At 60.6% G+C, this 19,893-nt stretch carries 18 protein-coding genes and 2 pseudogenes; 12 read left to right on the plus strand and 8 right to left on the minus strand.

Features of this window, described 5'->3' with window-relative positions:
• The first annotated feature begins 12 nt into the window (after positions 1-12).
• Positions 13-882, plus strand: a complete 870-nt coding sequence (locus tag J5M72_RS25100) for a TauD/TfdA family dioxygenase (protein WP_207867575.1) — start codon at positions 13-15, stop codon at positions 880-882.
• Between the two features lie 42 nt (positions 883-924).
• Here the strand turns inward: J5M72_RS25100 and J5M72_RS25105 are convergent, their stop codons facing one another.
• The 5 genes from J5M72_RS25105 to J5M72_RS25125 form a co-directional block, all read right to left on the minus strand.
• The gene (locus J5M72_RS25105) at positions 925-1,614 is read right to left on the minus strand and encodes a hypothetical protein (RefSeq protein ID WP_169429966.1); all 690 of its coding nucleotides are present in this window, start codon (positions 1,612-1,614) and stop codon (positions 925-927) included.
• On the minus strand, positions 1,583-2,569 hold the full coding sequence (locus J5M72_RS25110) for a GSCFA domain-containing protein (protein ID WP_347709530.1): 987 nt from the start codon (positions 2,567-2,569) through the stop codon (positions 1,583-1,585). Before J5M72_RS25110 ends, J5M72_RS25105 begins: the two co-directional genes overlap by 32 nt.
• 86 nt (positions 2,570-2,655) lie before the next feature.
• Positions 2,656-3,171, minus strand: coding sequence for a GNAT family N-acetyltransferase (locus J5M72_RS25115; protein WP_207867579.1), 516 nt, complete (start codon positions 3,169-3,171; stop codon positions 2,656-2,658).
• 238 nt (positions 3,172-3,409) lie between these two features.
• The gene (locus J5M72_RS25120) at positions 3,410-4,459 is read right to left on the minus strand and encodes an NAD(P)-dependent alcohol dehydrogenase (RefSeq protein ID WP_207867581.1); all 1,050 of its coding nucleotides are present in this window, start codon (positions 4,457-4,459) and stop codon (positions 3,410-3,412) included.
• A 98-nt stretch (positions 4,460-4,557) separates the two neighbouring features.
• Complete coding sequence (locus tag J5M72_RS25125) at positions 4,558-5,475, minus strand: LysR family transcriptional regulator (protein ID WP_207867583.1); 918 nt, start codon at positions 5,473-5,475, stop codon at positions 4,558-4,560.
• Positions 5,476-5,600: 125 nt separating this feature from the next.
• On the opposite strand from J5M72_RS25125, the gene J5M72_RS25130 reads away from it, so the two are divergent.
• The 6 genes from J5M72_RS25130 (at position 5,601) to J5M72_RS25155 (ending at position 11,347) form a co-directional block, all read left to right on the plus strand.
• Positions 5,601-6,359, plus strand: a complete 759-nt coding sequence (locus J5M72_RS25130) for a 5-oxoprolinase subunit PxpA (RefSeq protein WP_207867585.1) — start codon at positions 5,601-5,603, stop codon at positions 6,357-6,359.
• A gap of 85 nt (positions 6,360-6,444) precedes the next feature.
• Positions 6,445-6,690, plus strand: coding sequence for an acetyl-CoA carboxylase (locus J5M72_RS25135; protein WP_169429973.1), 246 nt, complete (start codon positions 6,445-6,447; stop codon positions 6,688-6,690).
• A 10-nt stretch (positions 6,691-6,700) separates the two neighbouring features.
• The gene (locus J5M72_RS25140) at positions 6,701-8,074 is read left to right on the plus strand and encodes an acetyl-CoA carboxylase biotin carboxylase subunit (protein WP_207867587.1); all 1,374 of its coding nucleotides are present in this window, start codon (positions 6,701-6,703) and stop codon (positions 8,072-8,074) included.
• The gene (locus tag J5M72_RS25145; protein ID WP_169429975.1) at positions 8,071-8,943 is read left to right on the plus strand and encodes an allophanate hydrolase subunit 1; all 873 of its coding nucleotides are present in this window, start codon (positions 8,071-8,073) and stop codon (positions 8,941-8,943) included. Before J5M72_RS25140 ends, J5M72_RS25145 begins: the two co-directional genes overlap by 4 nt.
• Entirely contained in the window at positions 8,940-9,914 is a 975-nt protein-coding gene (locus J5M72_RS25150; RefSeq protein WP_169429976.1) for a biotin-dependent carboxyltransferase family protein, read from the plus strand. The genes J5M72_RS25145 and J5M72_RS25150 overlap by 4 nt, the downstream gene beginning before the upstream one ends.
• A 182-nt stretch (positions 9,915-10,096) precedes the next feature.
• Positions 10,097-11,347 (plus strand): allantoin permease, encoded by a 1,251-nt coding sequence (locus J5M72_RS25155; protein WP_243433482.1) that lies wholly within the window; start codon positions 10,097-10,099, stop codon positions 11,345-11,347.
• A 92-nt stretch (positions 11,348-11,439) separates the two neighbouring features.
• On the opposite strand, the pseudogene J5M72_RS29075 reads toward J5M72_RS25155, so the two are convergent.
• The 3 genes and pseudogenes from J5M72_RS29075 to J5M72_RS25165 all read right to left on the minus strand — a co-directional run.
• Positions 11,440-11,583: pseudogene (locus tag J5M72_RS29075) on the minus strand (LysR family transcriptional regulator); the annotation flags it as partial.
• 139 nt (positions 11,584-11,722) lie between these two features.
• On the minus strand, positions 11,723-12,592 hold the full coding sequence (locus tag J5M72_RS25160) for an AraC family transcriptional regulator (RefSeq protein ID WP_207867591.1): 870 nt from the start codon (positions 12,590-12,592) through the stop codon (positions 11,723-11,725).
• A gap of 122 nt (positions 12,593-12,714) precedes the next feature.
• A complete protein-coding gene (locus J5M72_RS25165) occupies positions 12,715-14,682 on the minus strand; it encodes an alkyl sulfatase dimerization domain-containing protein (protein WP_207867593.1) in 1,968 nt (655 codons plus the stop codon).
• 104 nt (positions 14,683-14,786) lie between these two features.
• Here J5M72_RS25165 and J5M72_RS25170 point away from each other — a divergent pair, with 104 nt between their 5' ends.
• From J5M72_RS25170 to J5M72_RS25190, 5 genes and pseudogenes are all read left to right on the plus strand, one after another.
• On the plus strand, positions 14,787-15,698 hold the full coding sequence (locus J5M72_RS25170; RefSeq protein WP_207867595.1) for a LysR family transcriptional regulator: 912 nt from the start codon (positions 14,787-14,789) through the stop codon (positions 15,696-15,698).
• Between the two features lie 104 nt (positions 15,699-15,802).
• A complete protein-coding gene (locus J5M72_RS25175) occupies positions 15,803-18,001 on the plus strand; it encodes an OsmC domain/YcaO domain-containing protein (RefSeq protein WP_169429984.1) in 2,199 nt (732 codons plus the stop codon).
• An 81-nt stretch (positions 18,002-18,082) separates the two neighbouring features.
• Positions 18,083-18,538: a VOC family protein gene (locus tag J5M72_RS25180; protein ID WP_207867596.1), complete on the plus strand. Its 456-nt coding sequence runs from the start codon at positions 18,083-18,085 to the stop codon at positions 18,536-18,538.
• A gap of 95 nt (positions 18,539-18,633) precedes the next feature.
• A complete protein-coding gene (gene msrA / locus J5M72_RS25185; protein WP_169429986.1) occupies positions 18,634-19,140 on the plus strand; it encodes a peptide-methionine (S)-S-oxide reductase MsrA in 507 nt (168 codons plus the stop codon).
• Between the two features lie 17 nt (positions 19,141-19,157).
• Positions 19,158-19,412: pseudogene (locus J5M72_RS25190) on the plus strand (helix-turn-helix domain-containing protein); the annotation flags it as partial.
• Positions 19,413-19,893 lie beyond the last annotated feature (481 nt).

Raw genomic sequence — 19,893 nt, forward strand, 5'->3', positions numbered from 1 at the left:
GGGTGAGGGAACATGGATCAGTTGGCACTCAAGGCAATCGAGCGCATCGCCGCAGAAAAACGTGCGCCGTATCAGCGCATCACGGTCGACCGGATCACGCCGATCATCGGTGCCGAAATCGGCGGCGTCGATCTTTCACAACCGCTGGAGGACGATCAGCTCGCGGAAATCCACCGGGCCTTTCTGGAGAACCACGTGCTGGTGTTCCGCGATCAACATCTGACGGTGGAGGAGCACAAGGCGTTTGGCCGGCTGTTCGGCGAACTGCGGGCGTTGCCGGTGGAAGACATCGACGGCGATGACCCGGAACTGGTGGTGATCCGCGCCAATGCGCAATCGCGCTATGTGGCCGGGGAAACCTGGCACACCGACGGCACCGCTGATCTGGCGCCGTCCATGGGGTCGATGCTGTACGTCAAGGAAACCCCGGCCATCGGCACGGGCGGCGATACGCTGTTCGCCAACATGCATCTGGCGCTGGAAATGCTGTCGCCGACGATGCAGCAGTTTCTCGGTGAACTGACTGCGATTCACGACGGTGCAATTCCGTGGAAGGGCTATGAGGCGCCCGCCAACCTGCCAAAAACCGAACACCCGGTGGTGGTTCGTCACCCGCAAACCGGGCGCAAGTCGTTGTTCGTCAATTCCGGATTCACGTCGCACATCGTGCAATTGTCCGGGGGCGAGAGTCAGTTGCTGCTCAACATGCTGTTCGACCTGGTGGCACGGGAACCGTCCCTCAGCTGCCGCGTTCGCTGGGCGCCGAACACGCTGGTGTTCTGGGACAACCGCTGCACCCAGCACCATGCGATCTGGGATTATTTCCCGCATTCGCGTTATGGCGAGCGGGTGACGATCCTCGGGACGCAGCCCAAGGCTTGATGGTGCTGAAAAACCTGTGGGAGCCAATGGCTCCCACAGGTTCTAGACGCCGCGCCGGATCAGTTGCTCGACGATCAACTCACCGAACGCCAGATTGCCGTGCAGCGGGTCATCCACTTCGCAGAACGCTTCACGCTGAAACCCCAGCTCATCGTTCGCCGCCTCGCGCACGTCGATCAGCTCCACGCCAAGCCCTTGCAGGTGTTCGATCAGCAATGACTGCGCCGCCATGAATACGCGCGGGTCGGACAGCGCCGGCACCCGTTGCGGCGGCAGCACGGCGAACACCTTGAGGTCCAGCGCCAGGGCCTGTTCATAGAAGGCCATTGCGGGTCGGGACAGGGTGTCGATGACGGCCTCGAACAACGGCCCGGCGAGAAAACCGTCGTCGAATTCACCGTGCGCATTCTGGTAGCAGGTCCAGTTCGGCGCAGTGGCGAGGTAGTGCAGGCTCAGGCCGATGGTGCTCACCAGCGGCACGCCGACCTGCGCCAGTTGCGGCACTTCGAGCGTGTCGAGGGCCTGGCGATACAGCCGATCCATTTCGGCATCCCGAAAGACCACGTCATGTCGGGTCAGGCTGAAGAAATCGACCGCGAAATCCCGGCCGGTGCCCAGCGGGCCACCACCGAACGATATTTCGCGAGCCTGCGCCGCCTTGCCGATGACGCCGGCATGGGAGTCGCCCAGCAGCAGAAACCTAGGCGTAGTAATCGAGTACGGCGTCTTCACAGACAAGATCCTCGCTGGACACGCGGGCGGAAGGAGTCGGCGCCTGCACCGATTGGACGGCTTCAAGTCCGGCAAAGAATTGCTGCATCACGAACGCCACGCCCTCTGGCGTGACTTCCCGCTGGTTGGGCTGGTAGAAGGCGCCCTTGAACGGCGGGCCGGTGATGATTTCGTAGGACGGGAAATAGTCGACGTCGGGCAGGTCTTCACACAACTGCCCGGCGACGGCGCGCAGGACCGATTTGGAGTAGGTCGTGGCGCTCAGCACATGTTGCCCGGTGGCCGTTGCCGTCAGGGGCACCGGTGAAACGGTCAGCAGCAGACGCAGTTGCGGGTTGATCGAACGCATCAGCTCCAGTGCCCTGACCATGTCGCCATAGGTGTCCATGAAACCGAAGTTGCAGAACCGGTGGAGTTGCGGATCGAAGGTGCCGCGAACAGTGCCGGGGCACACGGGATATACCAGACCGGTCTGCCGATGTTGCCAGGCTTCGGTCAGGCCGAGAGTAAAGACGAACACTTTGGCCCGGCGCAGCGCTTCGCGGATGGCGTCCAGGGTCGCCTCGCGCGACTCGAACAGGGCCTGCTCGCTGGCAAATCCGTCAGGCTCCACGGCAGGGCGGAACGGGTCGAAGAAACGCCCGTCATGAGCCCAGGTCTCCTCGGGCGGAGCGCTTACGCCCAGCGCCCATTCGAGCCATTGGCACAACATGGCCGGGGTGTACAGGTTGCCGGTGCGAAAGGAAAACACGCCATAGTTGTGGGCCTTCCAGTCGGCCTCAGGCAACGCTTGCGGGGCGGGTTCCGCGTCCAGCCAGTTCATGCCGCGCGCCACCAGCGCACGGCCAATGTGCTGGGCGAAACAGGAGCCGGCGGTGACGATTGCATCCTTGTTGCCGATCTCGAATTGCGGCGTCCACAGTTGATCGATGTCCGACGCGGATTTGTCAGCCACGGCCGTACGCCAGAAGGAGCGGGGGGGCAGATATTGATAGGGATTCACGACGGGAGGCCTCCTTGGCGAGTCGTTGAGCGCAAGGCTCAGCGTATTTGATAGTGATAGATCAGATCGTCGTACCACCGATCACCGATCTGGTAGGCCTGCGGCACACGACGTGCGAACACAAAGCCGCATTTTTCCAACACCTTGCAGGACGCGATATTGCCGTCGGTCACGGTCGATTCCAGCGAGTTCAGCCCGATGGCCGCGGCGTAATCGATGATTGCCTTTCGCGACTCGGTGCCGAAGCCCTTGCCCTGATGCTCCGGCAGCAGCAGACAACCCACTTCGGCGTGCCCCGGCGACAGAATGCGAAAACCGGTCACGCCCAGCTCATGCCCGCTGGCCTTGTCGGTCACCACCAGGCACAGCCAGTGCTCCGACTGCGGCCCCCATGCCGGGAGCCGGTGCTCGAAGCCATGGCGAACCTGTTCCTCGGCAATCTCGCCGAACACGTACTGCATGGTCTGCGGCTCGGAATGCAGCCTGAGAAACAACGGCCAGTCGGACTCGACCATCGTGCGCAGGTCCAGTCGTTGCGTGGTGAGCTCGAGCATCCGCTGCTCCTTGCGAGGGTGGAAAAAGGAGAGGGTTTTTTACTTGGTGTGAGGGGAAAGATCAATGAGTCGATGGGGAGATGCTGAGGGTAATGGCGGATGCCGGCCATCGATGGGTACAGGCACGCAGATTGGAGGGCCCGTAAATGGAGGAAGTCGCCCTGCTTGGCGGGGCGGAGGGGAGAAAGGCGCTCGTGTCCGAACGGGCAGGCGCAACGCCTCTCTCCAGAGGTGCTTGTCAGCCCGCCAACGTCGCGTTATCAATCACAAACCGATACTTCACATCGCCCTTGAGCATCCGCTCATAAGACTCATTGATCTGATCCGCGCGAATCAGTTCGATGTCCGAAACAATGCCGTGTTCGGCGCAGAAATCCAGCATCTCCTGGGTCTCTGGAATGCCGCCGATCATCGAGCCTGCGATGGTGCGGCGTTTCATGATCAGGTTGAACACGTTTGTCGATGGGTGCGGCGAGGCGGGTGCGCCCACGAGAGTCAGTGCGCCGTCGCGTTTGAGCAGCACCAGGAACGCATCGAGATCGTGAGGGGCGGCGACGGTGTTGAGGATGAAGTCGAAGCTCTTGGTGTGCGCAGCCATTTCTTCGGGATTGCGCGAGATCACAACTTCATCGGCACCCAGGGCTTTCGCCGCCTCACGCTTGGATTCAGACGTGGTGAACGCCACCACGTGCGCACCCATCGCATGAGCCAGTTTGATGCCCATGTGACCCAGGCCACCGATACCGACCACGCCGATTTTCTTGCCCGGCCCGGCGTTCCACTGACGCAGTGGCGAGTAAGTGGTGATGCCCGCACACAGCAGCGGCGCGACGGCGGCCAGTTGTGCTTCGGGGTGGCGGATGCGCAGGACGTAGCGCTCATGCACCACGATATTTTGCGAGTAGCCGCCGAGGGTCCAGCCGGGGGCGTCCGGAGTCGGAAAGTTGTAGGTGCCGATCATGCCGTCGCAGTAGTTTTCCAGGCCGGTTTCGCAGTCTTCACAGTGTTTGCAGCTGTCGACGATGCAACCGACGCCGACCAGATCGCCGACCCTGTATTCGGAAACGTGCGCGCCGACCGCCGAAACGCGGCCGACGATTTCGTGTCCCGGTACGCAAGGGAACTGGGTGCCGGCCCACTCGGAGCGCACCTGATGCAGGTCGGAGTGGCAGATGCCGCAGAAGGCGATGTCGATCTGGACGTCATGGGCCGCAGGGGCGCGGCGATTGATCTGGATAGGCTCAAGGGGTTTGTCGCCCGCGTGGGCACCGTAGGCTTGTACAAGCATGGGAACGTCCTCGATGGATCTGTCGGACAGCCATCCTCCCGCTCCGAACCCGCATTCCGTTAGTGCATTTCTACTGAATTCTTGCCTGATCCTGTGCGTCAGCGCCGCGCTGAAAGCTGCTGCGGGGCCAGAAACGCATCGTGGAAGTAATTGCGCAAGGCCTGCATCGCGGGGCTGAATTCGCGCTCGCGGTGCCAGGCCAGGCCGACACTCATCGGGGTCACCTTGTCGGTGATGGTCAGGGTCTCGATGCGCTTGCCTTCCAGCGACCAGGGGCGGTGCACCAGGTCCGAGAGAATCGCCACGCCGCTGCCATTGGCGACCATGCTGCGCACGGCCTCTACAGAACTGGTACGCACCCGCACGTTGGGTTGTTGGCGGGCGTTTTCCCAATAGCGCATGGCACTTTGTTCAGCTTCATCCACGGTCAGCAGAATGTAGGGTTCCAGCGCGACATCCGCGAGGCTGACGGCCGACCGCTCACAGAGTGGATGGTGGCTGGGCAGCCACAGACGGCGTTCGGAGTTGAACAGGGTTTCCGAAACGATGTCGGGGTGCGTGAGGTTCGCGGTAAGCACCACCGCCATATCGAATTTTCCTTCCAGCAATCCCTGTTCGATGGCCTGCCGTTCCTGCTCGTGGACTTCGATGGCAACGTCGGGGTGCCAATGTTCCAGCCGTTGCAGATGATGCGGCAGAAAATAGCCGATCACCGTGTAGCTCGCGGCCAGGCGAATCAGGCCACTGGCGCGTATGTCGGGTAGCGGGCTGTTCAGCGCGTCGTCGACGCTGCGCAAAATCACATAGGCGCGGTTCAGAAAGTGTCGACCGGCATCCGTCAGGGTCATGCCTTGTGCCGAGCGCTGGAACAGCAACGTGCCGAGCAAACTTTCCAGTTCCTTGATCGCCGTGGTCACCGCCGACTGGGAGATATTCAAATGGATCGCTGCCTGAGATATCTGCCCGATCTCCGCGGTGGCAACGAAGTAGCGAATTTGACGCAAGGTCAACGACATGGATGTTCCTGTTTTTCAGGTATCTGTTTTTCAGAAGATACCCTATCTGTTAATAGATCTTCCCAAGGGGTTGGCGGGAATTTAACGTGGCCTGCATGAAGTCACAAGGGTCAGGAGCAAGGGTTATGCAGGCAGTAGATTTCAACTCGGACATGGGCGAAGGCTTCGGCCCGTGGACCATCGGCGATGGTGTCGACGACGAACTGATGGCGTTCATCAGTTCCGCCAACATCGCCACCGGTTTCCATGCCGGCGACCCCGGCACCATGCGTCGCACCGTCGAGCAGGCCAAGCGCCTGAACGTCGCCATCGGTGCCCACCCGGGGTTCCGGGATCTGGTGGGGTTCGGTCGCCGGCACATCAATGCACCGGCCCAGGAACTGGTCGACGACATCCTTTATCAACTGGGCGCACTGCGTGAACTGGCACGGGTGCAGGGCGTCGCGCTGCAACACATCAAGCCTCACGGCGCGCTCTACATGCATCTGGCCCGGGATGAAGAAGCAGCGCGTCTGCTGGTGGAAAACCTGCAACGCCTGGAACCCGAACTGTTGCTGTATTGCATGCCGGATTCGGTTATCTGGCGTGTCGCTAAAGAGCTCGGCCAACCGGTCGTTCGCGAATTCTATGCAGACCGCGAATACGACTTGAGTGGCTCCATCGTCTTCACCCGCAATGTTCGCGCATACGATCCTGGATTCGTCGCCACCCGTGTGCTGCGCGCTTGCCAGGAGGGCGTGGTGCGTACCGTCGAGGGTGAGGATCTGGCGATCGAGTTCGATTCCATCTGTCTGCACAGCGATACGCCGGGCGCTTTGGCGCTGGTCGAGGCCACCCGTGGTGCGCTCGATGCCGCCGGGATCGAGGTGCGTCGACCTCGCTGAATCACTACGCGACACCCGGCCAACAGACGCCGGGGTCCAAACATTTTTTGCCTGCCTTTCTACAACTATTCCAAGAGGAACAGACATGGCTGAACACACTGTCATCACCCCATTACCCGGGACTTTCTACCGAAAGGCCACACCGGATTCGGCGAATTACGTCGAGGTCGGCGATTCTGTCAGCGCCGACACGGTGATCGGTCTGATCGAAGTCATGAAGCAGTTTTCCGAACTGACCGCCGGGATGGCGGGGCGCCTCAGTGCTTTTCAGGTTGAAGACGGTGATCCGGTGGAGCCGGGTCAGGTCGTCGCTACGCTTGATAGCGAGTGAGGGCGTGAACATGACTCAACCTATTCGTAAATTGCTGGTCGCCAACCGTGGCGAAATCGCCGTGCGGATTATCCGTGCGGCCAAGGCCCTGGGTATTCCAACCGTTGCCGCGTGCAGCGAGGCCGATATCGACTCTCAGGCCGCACGCCTGGCCGATGAAGTGCATCTTCTGGGGCCGGCCCGTGCCGATAAAAGCTATCTGAACATCGAGGCGTTGCTGGGTGCCCTGCGAGCGACGGGCGCCAATGCGGTTCACCCTGGATACGGTTTTCTGTCAGAGAACGCCGGGTTTGCCGAAGCCGTGATTGCCAGCGGCGCGATTTTCGTCGGGCCGGCCCCGGACACCATCCGGCGCATGGGGGACAAGGCCGAGGCGCGGCGTACTGCCCAGGCGGCAGGTGTTCCCGTGGTGCCGGGTTCGCCAGGCGAGCTGTTTGATGTCGAGTCGGCGCTTCGGGCGGCGGAATCGGTCGGTTACCCGTTGCTGATCAAAGCCTCGGCCGGCGGTGGTGGGCGGGGTATTCGTCTGGCAGAAAATGCCGCGCAATTGAGTGAAGAGTTTCCCCGTTCGCAGCGCGAGGCTCAGGCCGCTTTCGGTAATGGTGCGGTGTATCTGGAGCGTTTTATCGGCAAGGCCCGGCACATCGAAGTACAGGTTCTGGGCGACGGGAAAAACGCCGTGCACTTGTTCGAGCGCGAGTGTTCGCTACAGCGTCGGCGTCAGAAAATCTTTGAAGAAGCACCATCACCGGTACTCGACGCGCAGCAGCGGGAGGCACTCTGCGCCAGCGCCGTACGTTTGACCGAATCCCTCGGCTACAAGGGAGCGGGCACGCTGGAGTACCTGTATGACGATGTCTGCGGCGAGTTCTTTTTTATCGAGATGAACACCCGAATCCAGGTGGAACACCCGGTCACCGAACTGGTCACCGGTATCGATCTGGTACAGGCGATGCTGCGAATTGCCGGTGGTGAACCACTGGGCCTGAAGCAGAGTGACATCCGTCTGAATGGCGCGGCCCTGCAAATGCGCTTGAATGCCGAAGACCCGGCCCGGGATTTTTTCCCCAGCCCCGGTCTGGTCGAATCGTTGGTCTGGCCGCAAGGCGAAGGTGTTCGTGTGGACACCCACCTGTATGAAGGTTATCGGGTGCCACCGTACTATGACTCGCTGTTGGCCAAGCTCATTGTGCATGGGCCGGATCGCTCCACAGCCCTTGCGCGTGCCCGGACAGCGGTGGCGCAAACCTTGCTGACCGGCATGGCCAGCACCTTGTCGCTGCACGCTGAACTGCTGCAACAACCGTGGTTGCAAACTGCCGACTTTCATACCGGGACGCTGGAGAACTGGCTGTCCGCACGCCGCAGCGGAGGTGAAGCATGACTCGTCCGATCCGCTACAGCTTTGGTGCCGATGAGCATCTGTTTGCCGAAGTCAGTGAAAGCATGTCCCTCGAGGCGTTTTTCAAGGGCATGGCGGTCACCCGCGCCGTGGAGCGGCTGAAACTCGATGGCGTACTCGATGTGTGTCTGGCCAACGCATCCTTCCAGATCCGCTTCGACCCGGATCGAATTGCGCCGCAGGCCTTGCTCGAAGCGGTGCAGGGCGCCGAGGCTGACGCCGTTGCCGAACGCACATTGCAGACCCGGATCATTGAGATTCCGGTGCTGTACAACGATCCCTGGACCCACGAAACGCTGATGCGTTTTCGCGACCGGCACCAGGACCCGGGCGCCACGGATCTGGAATACGCCGCGCGCATCAATGGCCTGGCGGATGTCGATGCGTTCATTGCAGCTCATAGCGCAGCGCCATGGTTTGTCTCGATGGTGGGGTTCGTCGCCGGTTTGCCCTTCATGTTCCAGATGGTCGAACGCGAACGTCAGTTGCAGGTGCCCAAGTATCTGCGTCCACGTACCGACACGCCGAAATTGACACTGGGTCACGGTGGTTGCTTCGGGTGCATCTACTCGGTGCGTGGCGCCGGGGGCTATCAGATGTTCGGTGTCACACCGGCTCCCATCTACGACCCGCAGCAATCGCTGGCGTACCTGAAGGACCATATGGTGTTTTTCCGTCCGGGTGACATTGTGCAGTTCAAGCCAATGGATCGTGCAGCGTATGACCAGGCCGTTGCAGACGTGGAGGCCGGGCATTTCGATTTGCGGATCCGGCCGGTGGAGTTTTCACTGGATGCGTTTCTCGCCGATCCGGTCGGTTATCCCGTGTCGCTGCAGGAGGTGTTGGCATGATCAAGGTACTCAAACCCGGTCTCGCCACGTCGGTTCAGGATCTGGGCCGCGAAGGTTACTACCACCTCGGCATCCCGCCGTCCGGCGCGCTCGATCAATATGCGCTGAGAGCGGCCAATCATCTGGTCGGCAACGCGGCGGATTGCGCCGCGCTGGAGTGTACGTTGCTGGGCCCTGAGCTGGCGTTTCAGCAAGACGCACTGGTCGCGGTGTGCGGCGCGCACATGGCGCCTCGACTCGATGGTGTGGAAATGCATCACGCCACCGCGTTCGCGGTGAAGGCCGGCCAGGTTCTGCGTTTCGATTTTCCCAAGGCGGGTGCGCGGGCTTATCTGGCGGTGGCAGGCGGAATCGACGTGCCGCTTGTGTTGGGCAGTCGATCGACTTATGCGCTCGGGGCGTTGGGCGGGTTTGCCGGACGACGCTTGATCGCCGGAGACGAATTGCCGGTGGGCAAAGCCAGCGGCAAGGGGCGTGCCGGGGCCAGTCTGCCCATGGCGCTGCGCCAGTCACTGGGTGGGGAGATCACTCTGCGCGTGGTGCCGGGGCTTTATTACGATCGCCTGACCGACGCGGCAGCGAAGAGCTTTTTCGCCGAGCCGTGGACAGTCGGATCAGAAGCGGACCGCATCGGCTATCGCTTCAAGGGCGGCAGCGCGCTGGACTTCCAGCCGCGAGAACAACCATTTGGTGCAGGCTCCGATCCGTCGAACATCGTTGACAGCTGCTACCCGATCGGCTCGATTCAGGTACCCGCCGGCCTCGAACCCATCGTGCTGCATCGCGATGCCGTATCGGGTGGTGGTTACGCCATGATCGGCACCGTCATCAGTGCCGATCTGGATCTGATCGGCCAGATGCAGCCCAACCAGAAGGCTCGCTTTGTAGCGGTCAGCCTCGACGAGGCTCTGGACGCACGGCGCTCCTACAAGAAAAAACTCAGCTGCCTGAGCAAGCTTTTCCCTTCCTGACTCTGCCCGCCGCACCGCGCGGGCTATGCCATACGCAGGCCAACGCCGCGCTTCGGTGCGGTGAAGGCTGCCCGCGTTTCAACCTTTGACTGGTTCTGGAGTACACGCATATGGCTGCTTTATCGCAATCGAGTCAAACCGGGCAAGATCCGGCCCATCATCCCGTTTCCGCCGAGGCCCGCATGGGCCGACTGTCTCTGACCATGGCCTGGTGGGCCGTATGCAGCGCCATGTTCTACATCGTGGTCGGTGCTTCGTTGGCCTTGTCTTTCGGTGCACGCAATGCGCTGATCGGGATGGTGCTGTCGGTGATCAGTTATGGGCTGGTCAACAGCGTTCTCAGCCGTTTCGCCATGCGCAGCGGATGGTCGGTCGCGTTGTTTTCAAGCGTGTTGTTTGGCCGGACCGGAGCATGCCTGGCCACGCTGATTTTCTTTTCGACGGCGATTTACTACGCCGTGTTCGAAGGATCGGTGATCGCCGTGGCGCTCAATCACCTGTACCCGGAACTGGTCTACCCACTGGCTGCCCTGCTGGTGGTGCTGTACAGCGTGCCGATGATTCTGGGTAGCGTGCAGCACTGGCTGGACAAGCTCAACGGCGTGTTGTTGCCGGTGTACCTGGGCGGTTTGCTGGTGGCGGTCGGGCTGTCGATCAGCCGATATGGTTACCAGCCGCAATGGCTCGATTTCGGTCCGGCAACACCTGCGACCTTCGGCTGGTGGGATTGCTTTGTGGCCTACATGGGCGTGTGGATCCTGATGCTGTTCACCTTCGACTACGCCCGTTTCGGCAAGCCGCAGGACGCTCAGTATCATGGGCGCTGGAACTTCGGCATGCCGTTCTATGCCGTGACTTTTCTGCTCAACGGTGCGGCAGGCATCTATCTGGTCAGCAGTATTCCCCATGAAGGCGCGCTGAACGAAGTCTCTGTGGTGATGGCAATTCTGCAGTTGATGGGGCTGTGGGGCCTGCTGTTCGTCTGGGCCACGCAAACCCGGATCAACACCGCCAACTTCTATCTGGCGACCCTCAACATGCAGGCATTCTTCGGCCGTTTCGGCGTACGCGGTTCTTATCTGCTGTGGGCATTGGTGGTCGGGGTGATCGTGTACGGCTTGATGCTCGCTGACGTGTTTTCCTACTTGCTCAAGGCATTGGCGTATCAGGGCATTTTTGTGGTCGCCTGGGTCGGTGTGGCATTGGCGCAGATTGTCTATGGCAGCAATGACGCAGGTGCACTCCAACGCAGCCCGGCGTTCAACCCGGTCGGCCTGATGGCGTGGTTCGCCGCCACGGCGCTGGGGTTGTTGCTGATGTGGACGGGCGGTGTTCCCGGCAGTTTTTCTGCGCCGGCGACGGTGGTGCTCGCGTTCGGCTTGCAGGCGGGGCTGGCTTATCGGCATCGGTGGGTAGGGCAGAGGGCAAGTTAAGAGGATCGGCGTTGGCCCGCGCGACTGCGGGCCAGCGTCGCTAGTCCATACCTGGCGCAGACTGGGGTAGTAGAGGTGATAGCCGGAAAACTATCGGTCAGGCCGTAGTCGACGATGATTTCGACATCCAGGCCGGGGTTGTCGGGCAGCAGCTTTGCGAGGGCCGGTTGCAGGATCGTGATTGCGGAATGCCCGCCGGCGGTAATCCGCAACTTGCCGGCCGGTTTGTCGCGAAACTTATGCCATGGGTGGTATCACACGTCGGGAAGCTGCATCGGCTTCTTTGCGGTTTCATGGGTGGACGGCCTCTCCTGAGCAGCGCTGAATGTGCGCAGGAGAGTAGGTATCCAGCTGAACCTGAGGGGCAGGCGATTGTTAGCACAGCGGCACGTAAATATCCGTTTGCCACTGCTCCTTCGGGATCTCGGGACTGATGCTCAAGTACTCGAAAAACAGCGGGTGATCGCGCAGTTCTTCGCCGCTGGCGGGCAGCCAGTCGCGGTAGACCGGGTAGATGGTTTCACCGATGTGATCGGTTGAACCTGTGTGACGCACCACGGCGCAGCGGCCGGCAGGAATGCCCAGCTCGCGGACGTTGAAGTCATTCGGCGCCACCGCTTCACGGATTTCGCCGCAGATCGCGAAATGAAAATCCTCCGGCGGCGTCGTGTCGGGATTGCCGTAAGGAATCCCGAAGGTGCGGCTTGATGCCACCGGCGACTGCCCGCTTTGCTGGCGCCACTGAATGAAGCGTTGCACGCTTTGATTGACAAGGCCTGGTGGGCCTCGGTGATCGAGTGCAGCGACCTGGATTCCGGGGAAGTCGACGATTCGTACCTGCATGGCAATGCTCCTTGAAAAGTGAGGTATGGCGAAGACCGTGTGCCAGACGCTCCAGTCCGGAGCCTTGCGAAATGCCCCCGGCGAGGTGCCGAAGGCTCGCTTGAATGCCCTTGAAAACGCTTCGGGACTTTCGAACCCGGCGTCGAGCGTAGCTTCCATCACCGAATGGTCGGGCACGGTGCTCAAGCGGTGCGCGGCACGGCGCAGGCGCATCAGCTGCACATAGCGCGAGACGGGTACGCCGACGTATGCCGTGAACTGCCGGTGAAAGTGGAACTCGGAGAAGTTCGCCACCTGGCTCAGCGCTTTCACCGACAGGTCGCCTTCAAGGTTGGCGTCGATGTAGGCGAGTACGACGGTGAAGCGCTTTGCGTAGGCAGTTTGCGTCGGTGCGTCTGGCACGGCGTGAAGCTCCTGGAGTAACGGTCGGCCCTAGAATCGTCGAAAGCGGCGTACAGATACCTAGCCGGACTTGCTCAGGGATAGACCTCTTCAGGCATTACATCCGATCGACCCTGCACGAATCAATCGCGCGCCTGGGCGACGATTGCAAAGTTGCCGGGGGCTTTCTCCAGCAATCCAAGGAATCTCACCAGATCCACCGTGCTGCCATCGACTTTCAAGTCTTTTGAGGTGAGGGCATCCTTGAACCCCGCCGTGCCGCCCAGCAGTTGCACGAACAAGTCTTTGGTGACAGTCAGCGTTGCGTTGGCATTTGTTGCTGACGGGCCTTTTCGGTAGTGCAGTACGGCGTTCTCGATCCACAGCACAAAGGACTCGCGGGTGTCGGTCAGCACCAGATTGAAGGTCCAGTTCTTGCCGTCGGCGGCCGGCCCATCGAGACTCGCGGCCATGGCTTCGAGGAAGCGTTCGGTCGGCGTCTGTTTCATCAGTTCCATCAGATCCGAACGCCTCACGCCTTTGGCCGGCGGGCCGTTGCGCAGTTCCTGGGCGGCGGTCAGGTAGCTGTTGCGCCAGGTCGCGGATTCAGACTGGTAGCCCAGCTGTTCATAGGTCTGGGCCAGCAGTGCCTTGGCGGCTTTGTCATCGGGTTTATCGAGGACCGCTTGATCCAACAGCTCGGCGACCCAGCGGTATTCTCCTTTGTCATAGGCCACGCGCGCGGCTTCGACCACTTTGGCGTTGCCGCCCATCAGTTCGACGTAGCGTCTGGCGGACTCTTTGGGCACCAGCGGATTCAAGTGCGCCGGGTTGCCATCGTAAGCGCCCAGGTACATCTGATAGATCGCTTTGACGTTGTGTCGCACATCGCCGTAATAACCACGGGTGCCGAAGTACGACGCCAGCGAGTCGGGCAACTGGATTTTGTCGGCGATCTCGTTGGGCGTGTAGCCGGCATTCATCAGTCGCACGGTCTGGTCGTGCATGTATTTGTAGACGTCGCGGTGCTTGGTGATGAATTCGCGGATGCGCTCATTGCCCCAGATTGGCCAGTTGTGCTGGCCGAAATAGACCTCGGTGTCGCCCAGTTCATCGAGGGCGATCTGGGCGTAATCGGACCAGAGCAACGCGTCGCGCACCTTGGCGCCGCGGATCGGCAGCAGATTGTGCATGGTCTGCGCCAGCAGCTCGGCGCCGCCGTAGGCCTTGCGTTCGGGGATGGAAAAGGTCAGCTCGGCCGGGGCCTCAGCCCCCGGAATGTTGTGGAACACGAACGTCACGCCGTCGATCATCAGCGTTTGCGTCGGCTGATCGATGATCTGCGTGGGCGGCAGAATGCCGATGCTGCCGTAGGCGACGTTTTTGCCCAGTCCGGTATCCACCATGCCGGTTGCGCCCGGCGCCAGATTCTTGCCGAACTGATACATCGAACGACGTGACATCGCAGGTCCCGCCAACACGTTTTCGCTGGTGGCTTCCTCCATGAAACCGACAGGGGCTACCACGGGAATCTTGCGCTCGGCCACTTCCGCGACCGAGGTAATGCCCAGCACGCCGCCGAAGTGGTCGGCATGGTCGTGGGTGAAGATGATGGCGGTCACAGGTTTGTCGCCCAGTTGTGCGCGGGCGAATGCCAAGGCAGCGGCGGCAGTTTCTTTCGAGGTCAGCGGATCGACCACGATCCACCCGGTCTGGCCTTCGATCAGCGTCATGTTGGCGATGTCGAAGCCGCGCAACTGGTAGATGCCGTCGGTGACTTTGAACAGACCGATCTGGGCGTTGAGCATTGCGTGGCGCCACAGGCTCGGATTGACCGTGGCGGGGGCCTTGCCTTCGACAAATCTGAACGCATCGAAATCGATCAGCACCGAGCCGTCGGAACCGAGGATCTGTCCGCTCGGCCGGGCGATAAAACCGCGCTGGGCGTCGGCCATGTCGCGGGTGTCGTTGAGGTCCAGGCCCTTGATTGATGCTTCTATCACCGCAGCCGTGGCAGGCGTCGCTTCGCCGCTGGCAACGCTCGGCGGTTTGTCGCAGCCGGCGAGGGAAATCAGCGTCAGGGCGATCAGGGTGTGGAGGGTCGGTCTCATTCTTGTTGTTCTCCGATGGACGATTCATCAGAGAGTAGGGAGGCTGGCGTGATGTATCCAATGCATTGTTTACATCCAGACAATGCGTAGCTAGCATCGACCAGATGGATCTTAAACGACTGACACATCTGCTGGCCCTTGCTGATGAACGCCATTTCGGCCGCGCCGCCGAACGTGTGCACCTCAGCCAGCCGGCCCTGAGCCGCAGTATTCAGGCGCTCGAAAGCGAGACCGGCCAACGCCTGTTCGATCGGGACAGCGGTGACGTGCGCCCGACGCCGGCAGGGGAATTTCTGATCGAGCGGGCGCGACGGCTGCTGTTCGATGCACGTTCGCTGGAGCGTGATCTGGCGCTTTACGGCGATGGCCGGCTCGGCAATCTCGCGTTCGGCGTCGGGCCGTTTCCGGCGGCCATGTTGATGCATCAGGTCGTGCCGCGATTGCGCCGGGAGTATCCGCAAGTCACTCTGCGGGTAGAGATCAACAACTGGCAGATACTCGAAGCACGGCTGCGAGATGAAGCGATCGAATTCTTCGTCGCGGACATTCGCAATTTCTCGGCCGACACCGATCTGCTGATCCGCTCACTGGGTCAGGCCTCGGCGGGTTTTTTCGTCCGGCCACAACATCCGCTGGCCGGCCATCGGGTGACGATGAGAGACCTGGAGACTTACGGCATCGCAACGACGCGCCTGCCGGCCGTGGTGAAGGACGAGACGGCACGAACCCTCGGCATTTCCACGCGCCAGGCCTTGCCGCTTGCACTGGAGTGCGACGACGTGGCGTTGCTCAGGACGGTGGCCTGCTCGACCGATACCATCCTCGGCGTGATCCACGGCGCCGTGGCTGAAGACCTGCGCATCGGTAACCTGATCGAACTGCAGGTCGTGGACAGACCCGGGCTGCATTCCGAAATCGGCGTCGTCAGCCTGCCCAACAGAAGCCAGTCACCGACCGCCCGCTGTGTGATCGACGCCATTGTCACCGAGATGACGCAACGCAACGTCTCGACTTGATCGGCGCTCCGGTCGGCGGCCGAAACGCCAAAGCACAAGACTTCCCGCTCAAAAACCGGATAATGGCGGCCATTCTGTTCAGCTCGCTATTCTGGTAGTCCCCCATGGAAATCAAGGTCAACTTTCTCGACAACCTTCGACTTGAAGCCAAGTTCGACGACTTCACGGTGGTGGCCGACCAACCGATCCGCTACAAGGGCGATGGCTCGGCACCGGGTCCGTTCGACTACTTCCTGGCTTCGTCGGCGCTGTGTGCGGCGTACTTCGTGAAGCTGTATTGCGAAACCCGCAATATCCCGACCGATAATATCCGCCTGTCGCAGAACAACATTGTTGACCCGGAGAACCGCTACAACCAGATCTTCAAGATTCAGGTCGAGTTGCCGGCGGACATCTCCGACAAGGACCGCCAAGGCATCCTGCGTTCCATCGACCGCTGCACGGTAAAGAAAGTCGTGCAGGCCGGCCCCGAGTTCGTCATCGAAGAAGTCGAAAACCTCGACGCCGACGCCCAGGCATTGCTGATGCCGGGTGCGAACTCCAGCGCCAGCACCTACATTCCGGGCAAGGACCTGCCGCTGGAGCAGACCATCGCCAACATGTCGGGCATTCTCGCCGACCTCGGCATGAAGATCGAAATCGCTTCGTGGCGCAACATCGTGCCCAACGTGTGGTCGCTGCACATTCGCGACGCGCACTCGCCGATGTGCTTCACCAACGGCAAGGGCTCGACCAAGGAAGGTGCGCTGGCGTCGGCACTGGGCGAATTCATCGAGCGCCTGAACTGCAACTTCTTCTACAACGATCAGTTCTGGGGTCTGGACCTGGCCAATGCGCCGTTCGTGCACTACCCGGACGAGCGCTGGTTCAAGCCGGGCAGCAATGACGAGCTGCCGAGCGAAATCCTCGACCCGTACTGCCTGAAGATCTACAACCGTGACGGCGAGCTGCGCGGCTCGCACCTGATCGACACCAACTCGGGCAATGAACAGCGCGGCATCGTTTCGCTGCCGTTCGTTCGTCAGTCGGATGGCGAGGTGGTGTACTTCCCGTCGAACCTGATCGAAAACCTGTACCTGAGCAACGGCATGAGCGCCGGCAACACCCTGGCCGAAGCCCAGGTGCAGTGCCTGTCGGAAATCTTCGAGCGTGCGGTGAAGCGCGAAATCATCGAAGGCGAATTCGCATTGCCGGACGTGCCGCAGGAAGTGTTGGCGAAATACCCGGCCATCATGGCCGGTATTCAGGGCCTTGAGGCCCAGGGCTTCCCGGTGCTGGTGAAGGATGCGTCGCTGGGCGGGGAGTTCCCGGTGATGTGCGTCACGTTGATGAACCCGCGCACCGGCGGGGTGTTCGCCTCGTTCGGCGCACACCCGAGCTTCGAGGTGGCGCTGGAGCGCAGCTTGACCGAACTGCTGCAGGGCCGCAGTTTCGAAGGTCTCAACGACCTGCCGCAGCCGACCTTTGAGGGGCAGGCGGTCACCGAACCGAACAACTTCGTCGAGCACTTCATCGACTCCAGCGGCGTGGTGTCGTGGCGCTTCTTCAGCGCCCAGGCGGAATACGAGTTCGTGGAGTGGGACTTCACCGGCCATGGTGAAAACTCCAATGTCGAAGAAGCCGAAACCCTGTTCGCCATCCTCAAGGGCATGGGCAAGGAAGTGTACATGGCGGTGTACGAGCATATCGGCGCCACCGCTTGCCGCATCCTGGTGCCGGATTACTCGGAAATCTACCCGGTGGACGACCTGATCTGGGATAACACCAACAAGGCGCTGTTCTTCCGTGAAGACATCCTGAACCTGCATCGCTTGAACGAAGACGAACTCCAGTCGCTGGTCGAGCGCCTGGTGGAAAGCGAACTGGACGATTACACCGATATCACCACGCTGATCGGCATCGAATTCGATGACAACACCGTGTGGGGGCAACTGACGATTCTGGAACTGAAACTGCTGATCTGGCTCGCCTTGGGACAAATCGAGGAGGCTAAAGAAGCGGTGGAAATGTTCCTTCAGTACAATGACAACACCGTTGAACGTGGTCTGTTTTATCAGGCGGTCAACGGGGTGCTGGAGATGCAACTGGACGAAGACCTGGAGCTGGCGGATTACGAAGCCAACTTCCGCCGCATGTTCGGCAACGAACGGATGGACGCGGCGATCGGTTCCGTTGACGGCAGCGTGCGCTTCTACGGTTTGACGCCGACCAGCGTGAAACTGGAAGGCCTCGATCGCCATCTGCGACTGATCGACAGCTACAAGAAACTGCACGCGGCCCGGGCCAGCGTGAAGACTTCGTAGCGCTGACAGCGGCGACAAAAAAAAGCACCTTCGGGTGCTTTTTTGTTTTTAAGATGGGCGCCTGCCAGAAGGAGCTTTGCAATGGATCTGAAGTTCAGTCACGTCGATGTACTGGTCAACAACCTCGAAGAGGCCTGCGCCTACTATGCGCAGATCCTGAAAGCCAGAATCTCCAGAACCCTCGTCTGGGAGCGGGGTGGCCTGCATGTTCGCTACGCGGTTGCGTTGATCGGCCAGGAGCGTTTCATGCTGGTCCAGCCGTTGGCGGGCAACCTCAGGGAACTGCTGGACTCGTCGGGGGAGGGGATGATCTATCGCCACTGCTATTCGACACCGGACATCGAGAAGGCCTACGACGAACTGGTGATCGCCGGCGTGCAGCCCGAAGACGAAAACGGCCAGCCACTGGAACGCGCCAACCTGCAATCACCGTCTGGTACACGCATCATCTGGCTGCCCAAGCGCTTCGGGCATTTCTCCATCGAGATTCTCGAAGAGCAGGCGCTGGAGGCGTTCATCGCGTCTGCGTTTACGTGAGCTTTTTAATGGGGCCCCTTTGGGGGGCTTGGAATCGGCCAACACGCCCTCATAACAATGGCTACCTCCAACATCCCTGAGGGGAAGGACAGACCATGACCAGCCAGACCGAAACTGCCATCCTCGCCGGTGGCTGCTTCTGGGGCATGCAAGACTTGCTGCGACGCTACCCCGGGGTGCTGAAAACCCGTGTCGGTTATAGCGGTGGCGATGTACCGAATGCCACCTACCGCAACCATGGCAATCACGCTGAAGCCATCGAGATCGTTTTCGACCCGGCCGTGATCAGCTATCGGCAGATCCTCGAGTTCTTCTTCCAGATACACGACCCGACCACGCCCAACCGTCAGGGCAACGACCTGGGCCCCAGTTACCGTTCGGCGATCTATTACCTCAGCGAACAACAACGCGACATTGCCGAGGACACCGCCGCTGACGTCGACGCTTCGCGCCTTTGGCCAGGCCGGGTAGTCACCGAAATCGAACCGGCGGGGCCATTCTGGGAAGCGGAGCCGGAACACCAGGATTACCTGGAGCGCATTCCGAATGGTTACACCTGTCACTTCATCCGTCCGAACTGGAAGCTGCCAAAGCGCGGCTGAGATGTAGCTGCGCCATTATGAGCCGACCGCTCGGCGTCGAGGAGCAGCTGGCCGGGGTGGCACACTTGAGCTCTCGCCAGTTCACCCGTGTGTTCACAGCAGAAACCGGTCACTCTCCCGACAAGGCCATCGAGGGACTGCGTCTGGAGACGGCCCGCTTGAGGATCGAACAGAGCCGGCACTCACTGGATGTCATTGCCAGCGAGTCCGGCTTTCGTGACCGCCGACCTATGCGGGAAGCGTTCATTAGTGGTTTCGGCAGTCGTGACTGATCGGGCCGGGCGAGTTGACGTGGGTGGAGAGGCGGGCAGTGGCGTTCCTCATCCGGGCACAAGTGAACGTTGACCGAGGGCCATTTCGCTTCCCCTTTTTGTGCGTAACACCCATCAGCTGAAAGCATTGACTGCGCACCGATGCGACGACAGGAACGCTGCGAAAACAATTTTCAGGAGAGGGTTGACCACCTGTTTTAATCCTGTATTATTCGCCTCCCGCTAGCGAGCAACTTGATGTCGCTACTAGCGCAAGTGGTTGATTTGATTGAAGAAATTTTAAAACTTCTGAAAATAATCACTTGACAGCAAATGAGGCTGCTGTAGAATGCGCGCCTCGGTTGAGATGAAAGATCTTAACCAACCGCTCTTTAACAACTGAATCAAGCAATTCGTGTGGGTGCTTGTGGAGTCAGACTGATAGTCAACAAGATTGTCAGCATCACAAGTTACTCCGCGAGAAATCAAAGATGTAACCAAC

This window comes from Pseudomonas sp. 58(2021) (assembly GCF_017491585.1).
GTDB classification, from domain to species: Bacteria; Pseudomonadota; Gammaproteobacteria; order Pseudomonadales; family Pseudomonadaceae; genus Aquipseudomonas; species Aquipseudomonas fluorescens_BT.